Raw genomic sequence first — 5,941 nt, 5'->3', positions numbered from 1 at the left:
GACGCCGCCGGCCGCGCCGGGTGGCCGCCCCCCGTGCCGAAGCCGCGGCGCTCACGAGTCCGCCGCCGCGCGGTCGCCGAGCCGGTTGAGGATGAGGTTGATGCCGAAGATCAGCACCGCCAGGCTCACCCCGATCGTGGTGGCCATCCCCACCTGCCCGAGGCCGAACGCCTGGTTGTACACCTGGTAGGACGGCACGGTCGTCGAGGTTCCCGGGCCGCCCCGCGTCGTCATGTAGATGATGTCGAAGTTCTTCAGGGCCGCCACGACGGTGAGGGTCGCAGCGACCACGAGCTCGCCGCGGACGGCCGGGAGCGTGATCGCGAAGAACTCCGCGACGGCGCCCGCTCCGTCCAGCCGCGCGGCCTCGTACAGGTCCCGCGGGACGCGTCCCATCCCGGCCAGCAGCAGGATCGTGACCAGGCCGGTCTCCACCCACGTACCGATCAGTCCGACGGCGGGCAGCGCGAACGTGTAGTCGCCCAGCCATGCTCTGGCCAGGTCCGGGAGCCCGACCAGCCGTAGCAGGGCGTTGAGCGAGCCGTCGGTGGAGTAGATCCGTGTCCACGCGACGGCCACCACGACCATCGCGATCACCTGGGGCAGGAAGATCACCGTGCGGAAGAACGACAGCCCCCGCACCCGGGCGCGGTTGAGGATCGCCGCGACGACCAGGCCGAGACAGATCGGCAGCACCGCGTAGAAGACGATCAGGACTGCCGAGTGCCCGAACGAGCCGAGCAGGTCGGGGTCGTTCACCATCGCCGCGTAGTTGGCGAGGCCGACGAACCGGGCCGGGGAGACGGTGTCCCAGGCGTACAGCGAGTACTGGGCCGCGCGCGCGAGCGGCCACAGCAGGAACGCGCCGTACACCAGCAGCCCCGGCGCGATGTAGAGGTACGGCGTGGCGAGGGTCCTGCCCTCCCGGCTGGCCAGGCGGCGCCGGGCCAGCCGCGGGTCGGCCCGCTCAGCCCTTGATGAAGTCGCCATAGTCCTTCTGCAGGGTCTCGGCGAACTGCTGAGGGGTCTTCTTCGACGCGATCAGGTCCTGCAGCGCCGCTCCGAGGGTGTCGGAGAAGGTCGGGGTCGCGTAGTCGAGGTAGGGCAGCAGGTGGCCCTTCGTCGTGACGAGTTCGTAGGCCGCGTACACCTCCTTGCCGACGCCCGACGCCGGGGCGAGGGCGGACGCGTTCAGCACCGGCAGGTTGCCCTTCTCCGCGATGACCTTCATCGCATCGTCGCTGGTGATGAAGTTGATGTAGGCCGCGGCGGCGTCGGGATTCCTGGAGGCGGACGTGACCGCGAACGGCAGGGACGTGCCGCCGGTGGTCGCCGGCTCCGCGGACGCGTCGGTGGGTGGCGGGGCGAAGAAGCCGACGTCGTCGCCCATCACCGGGTCCAGGGTCGCGGTGTTCCACGAGCCGCCGAGGAAGTAGACGCCGGTGCCCTTGCCGAACTTCGCGACGACGTCGTCGTAGGCGGCGCCGTTGACGTCGGCGTTGAGGTAGCCGGCCTTCACCCAGTCCTGCAGCTCGGTTGCGGCGGCGACGTTGTTCGCGTCCGTCCAGTCACCGCCGGCGTTGCCGAGGGCGAGGTTGGTGATCTGGTCCGCCGGAGTGTGGGCGCCCTGGATCGGTCCGAACACGTGGATCGCCGGCCACTTCTCCAGGTTGCCCAGGACGAGCGGGGTCTCCCCGGCGTCCCTGATCGTCTTCAGCTGCGTCTCCAGCTCGGCCCAGGTCGTCGGCACCTGCAGGCCGAGCTTCGCCAACTTGCTCTTGTTGTAGTAGAAGCCGACCACCTCGCCGACCTGGGGCAGGCCGAACAGGCTGCCAGAGCCGAAGGTCTTGCCGTCGCCGCTGTAGGAGGAGAGCTTCAGGACGGACTCGGGGAAGCGGTCGCGCCAGCCGTACGCCTCGGCGTAGGCGTCCAGGCTGAGCAGCTGGCCCGCCGTCACGAACGAGCCCATCTGGCTGCGCGAGTTGTTGGCCTCGATGACGTCGGGGGCGTCGGGACCGGTCAGGACGAGCCGTCCGGTCTTCTGCAGGTCGTCGAAGGACTGGGCGTGCCGGTCGATGGTGATGTTGGGGTACTTCGCGTGGAACTGGGCGTTCAGCGCCTCGATCTCGTCGTTCTGCCCACCGCGCACCTCCTGGTCCCAGACGGTGAGGGTGATCTCGCCCATCGACGCCGGGTCGGTGTTCACCGAGGACGCCGGTGAGGCCGGCGTCGCGGGCTGGCTGATGCCCGCGCCGGGGGCGCAGCCCGTCGACAGCGCCAGGAGGGCGGCGAGCGTGACCACCGCGCCCGCCCTGGGCCAGCGGGTCGTGGGGTTCGGCGTGCCGATCACGGCGTCTCCTCTCGTGCCGCGGGCTGCGGCTGTGGTGGTGCTCATTTCACACGTCCGCGAGCTGTGCGATCGTCGCTTCCGCCCGCCGGACGGCCCTGCCCTCGTGTCGGCTCAACACCCCGGGCAGGAAGCCGTAGTCGCGGGCCAGCGCGGCGTCGGCCGCGCTGCCGGCGTCCGCCCGCTGCATCGTCCGGGCCCACCAGTCGGCGATGTCGCCCCACCCCGGGGCGGCGAGGCCGCCGCCGAACTGCTGGACGGCCAGCGACGCGGCCAGCGCGGCGAACTTCAGCCGGTCGGCCAGAGGCCAGGCGTCGAGGGTCCCCGCGACCAGCGCAGCGGCGAACACGTCACCGGCGCCGGTCGGGTCGATGGCGGGCACATCCAGCGCGGTGACGCCGGCCTGCTCGCCGGTGGTCTGGTCGACGGCGATCGCCCCGCGTGCTCCCAGCGTCACGACCGCGAGGGGGACGCGTTCGGCCAGTGCTGCGAGCGCGGCCGGCGGGGAGTCGGTGCGGGTGTAGGCCATCGCCTCCACCTCGTTGGGAGTGAACGCGTGGCAACCGTCCAGCCGGTCGAGGACCGAGCGGTCCCACACCTCGGTCGGGTCCCACCCCACGTCGGCGAACACCAACGCGCCGGCGTCGCGGGCGCCCAGCCACCACGGCTCGGCCTGCAGTTCTGCGATCACGGCGCGCGCGCCGGGCGGGGTGCCGAGCATCTCGGCGAGCGGCACGGGCGAGTCGTGCCCGTGGGTCACCATGGCCCGGTCGCCGTCGTAGGAGAGTGAGACGGTGACCGGGGAGTGCCAGTCGCTGAAGGTGCGCGAACGGCTCAGGTCCACGCGCTCCTGGCGCTGGAGGATGTCCCGGCACCAGCGGCCGTAGCCGTCGTCGCTGAACGCCGCGACCAGGCAGGTGGACAGGTCCAGCCGCGCGGTGGCCGTCGCGAGGTTCGCGATGCCTCCGGGGGAGGAACCCATGCCACCGGCCCACACCTCGTGACCGGGGCAGGGGGCGTGCATGTCGGTGAAGACGATGTCGAGGAACACCATCCCGGCCAGGAGCACGTCGACGACCGGATCGTGCCCTGCGGGTGTGCTGTTCGTGGCCTCCACCCCCTCACCCTCGCACGCCCCGCCCGCACCCTTCAACCTTCAACCAGTTGGCGCGCCGATCGGGACCGGCCGGGGCGCGCCTTACGATGGGGAGCCGGGGCATCCCCGGAGGTGCGGAAGGGGTCGAGGTGGTGCTGTCGTGAAACTCGTCATCGTCGGTGGGGCGGGTTTTCGCGTTCCCCAGGTCGTCGGCGCGGTCGCCGCGACGGGGCCGGTGGACACGGTGGCGCTCGTCGACACCGATCCAGGGCGGCTGCGCACGATGCTCGCCGTGCTGGAGCGGGCGCAGCCGGGGGACGGGCTGCGGCTGAGCGCGCACACCGACCTCGCCGAGGCCCTCGTCGGCGCGGACTTCGTGTTCTGCGCGATCCGCGTGGGCGGGACGGCCGGTCGGGTGGCGGACGAGCGGGTGGCGCTCGATCTGGGCGTACTCGGCCAGGAGACCACGGGTCCGGGCGGCCTGGCCTACGCGCTGCGGACGATCCCGGTGATGCGCGCGATCGCCCGGACGGTGCGCAGGGTCGCGCCGCAGGCCTGGTTCGTGAACTTCACCAACCCGGCCGGCATCATCACCGAAGCGCTGCGTCCCGTCCTCGGCGAACGGGTCGTCGGGATCTGCGACACCCCGATCGGGCTGATGCGGCGCGCGGCGGCCGCCGTGGGTGCGTCCGGGTCGTCGCCGGACGTGCGCTACGACTACGTCGGGCTCAACCACCTCGGCTGGCTGCGCACGCTCGAGGTGGACGGCGAGGACCGGCTGCCGGTGCTGCTCGGTTCCCCCGAGCGGCTGGGGCGGATCGAGGAGGCGCGCCTGATCGGCACCGAGTGGGTGCGCCAGCTGGGCGCGCTCCCCAACGAGTACCTCTTCTACTACTACTGCAACCGGGAGGCGGTGGCCCGGATCCTGGCCGCCCCCGGCACCCGTGGGGAGTTCCTGGCCGCGCAGCAGGACCGCTTCTACACCGAGGCCGCCGGCCGGCCCGAGGCGGCGCTCGAGCTCTGGACCCGAACCCGGCAGGAGCGTGAGGAGACCTACATGGCCGAGGCTCGTGCCGAGAACGAGCAGCGGGACGCCGAGGACACCGACGGTGGCTATCAGGCGGTCGCGCTCGCGCTGATGACCGCGCTGTCCGGCGGGGAGCCGACCACGGCGATCGTCGACGTCGCCGCTGACGGGGTCGTGCCCGGGCTGCCCGGGGACGCGGTCGTGGAGCTGCCGTGCGACGTGGACGCCGACGGGATCCATCCACGTCCGGTCGCGCCGCTGAGTGGGCACATGCTGGGGCTCGTCGGTTCGGTGAAGGCGGTCGAGCAGCTCATCATCAGGGCTGCCACCGAACACTCCGAAGGGCTCGCCTGGGAGGCCTTCGCCACGCACCCCCTGGTCGGCTCGGTCGGTCTGGCCGCCGCCTGCTGGACGGCTACCGGGCCCGCATCCCCGAGGTCGCCGCGGCGCTGTCCGGCGAACCGGGCTGAAGGGAGGGTCCTCCCCGCCCTGCGATCAGGCCGTTCAGGTGCGGGCGACGACGTTCTCCAGCGGCTCCCCGGCCAGCAGGTGCTCGAGCTGGCGGCGGAGCAGGGCGGCGACCCGGGAGTAGGTGGCGTCGCTGTTGCCGCCCTGGTGGGCGGTGATGATCGTGTGCGGGGCGTGCCACAGCGGGTGGTCGGCGGGCAGCGGCTCCGGGTCGGTCACGTCGAGCGCCGCACGCAGCCGGCCGGACTCCAGTTCGGCGAGCAGCGCCGCAGTGTCGACCACTCCGCCGCGGGCCACGTTCACGACCAGGGCGCCGTCGGGGAGAGCGGCCAGGCCGCCGGCGTCCAGCAGGTGGTGGGTCTGGGCCGACCCGGGCACCGCCAGCACCACGATGTCGGCGTCCGGGAGCAGGACGGGCAGTTCGTCGACACCGTGCACCCCGTCCCGCGCCGTACGGGCGACGATGGTGAGTTCCACCTCGAAGGGACGCAGCCGCTCCGCGATCGCGCCGGCGAGCGAGCCCGCGCCCACCAGCAGTACCCGCCGGTCGGCGAGGGAGGGCAGTTCGGGGTTGTGCCAGCGGGCCCGGCGCTGGGCGTCGATCGCGTCCACCAGGCCACGCTGCGAGGCGAGGATGAGAGCGAGGGCGAGTTCCGCCGTCCCCGCCGAGTGGACGCCACGCCCGTTGCACAGGGTCACGCCCTTCGGGACCCGTGGCAGCGCGTGCTCGAAGCCGGCCGACGGGAGCAGGACGTAGCGCAGGTTCGGGGCCTCCGCCAGCCGGAGCCACCGCTCCGGCTGCACCCAGTAGTGGCCGATCTGGACGACCTCGACCCGCCGGGCCAGGTCGGCCGGCAGGGGTTCGAGCAGGTCCCAGAGCACGAGTTCGACCCGGTCGGCGAGGTCACCCAGGCGGGTGAGCAGGTCGACGTCGGGGACGGTGACGGTGAGCACGGACCGAGTCTGCCAGCCACGGCGGCGCCGCCGGGTGCCGTCCCGCCGG

General features: G+C 72.6%; 4 protein-coding genes and 1 pseudogene. 1 reads left to right on the top strand and 4 read right to left on the bottom strand.

Annotated features, from left to right (window positions below; all coding sequences use genetic code 11):
* Positions 1–51 precede the first annotated feature (51 nt).
* Genes QM633_RS16085 through QM633_RS16075 form a run of 3 tightly spaced genes read right to left on the bottom strand, consistent with a single transcriptional unit; the run spans position 52 to position 3,464 of the window.
* A complete protein-coding gene (locus tag QM633_RS16085) occupies positions 52–990 on the bottom strand; it encodes a carbohydrate ABC transporter permease (RefSeq protein ID WP_415154870.1) in 939 nt (312 codons plus the stop codon).
* Complete coding sequence (locus QM633_RS16080; RefSeq protein WP_415154868.1) at positions 968–2,395, bottom strand: ABC transporter substrate-binding protein; 1,428 nt, start codon at positions 2,393–2,395, stop codon at positions 968–970. The genes QM633_RS16085 and QM633_RS16080 overlap by 23 nt, the downstream gene beginning before the upstream one ends.
* A 1-nt stretch (position 2,396) precedes the next feature.
* On the bottom strand, positions 2,397–3,464 hold the full coding sequence (locus tag QM633_RS16075; protein ID WP_415154866.1) for a PfkB family carbohydrate kinase: 1,068 nt from the start codon (positions 3,462–3,464) through the stop codon (positions 2,397–2,399).
* On the opposite strand from QM633_RS16075, the pseudogene QM633_RS16070 reads away from it, so the two are divergent.
* Positions 3,370–4,791: pseudogene (locus QM633_RS16070) on the top strand (hypothetical protein); the annotation flags it as partial. The gene QM633_RS16075 and the pseudogene QM633_RS16070 sit on opposite strands and share 95 nt — an antisense overlap.
* Before the next feature lie 183 nt (positions 4,792–4,974).
* On the opposite strand, the gene QM633_RS16065 reads toward QM633_RS16070, so the two are convergent.
* The gene (locus QM633_RS16065; protein WP_415154872.1) at positions 4,975–5,550 is read right to left on the bottom strand and encodes an NAD(P)-dependent oxidoreductase; all 576 of its coding nucleotides are present in this window, start codon (positions 5,548–5,550) and stop codon (positions 4,975–4,977) included.
* Positions 5,551–5,941 lie beyond the last annotated feature (391 nt).

Source organism: Propionicimonas sp., from assembly GCF_047606205.1.
In the GTDB taxonomy this organism is placed as follows: domain Bacteria; phylum Actinomycetota; class Actinomycetes; order Propionibacteriales; family Propionibacteriaceae; genus Propionicimonas.
This window is presented reverse-complemented; position numbering and strand designations above follow the sequence as displayed.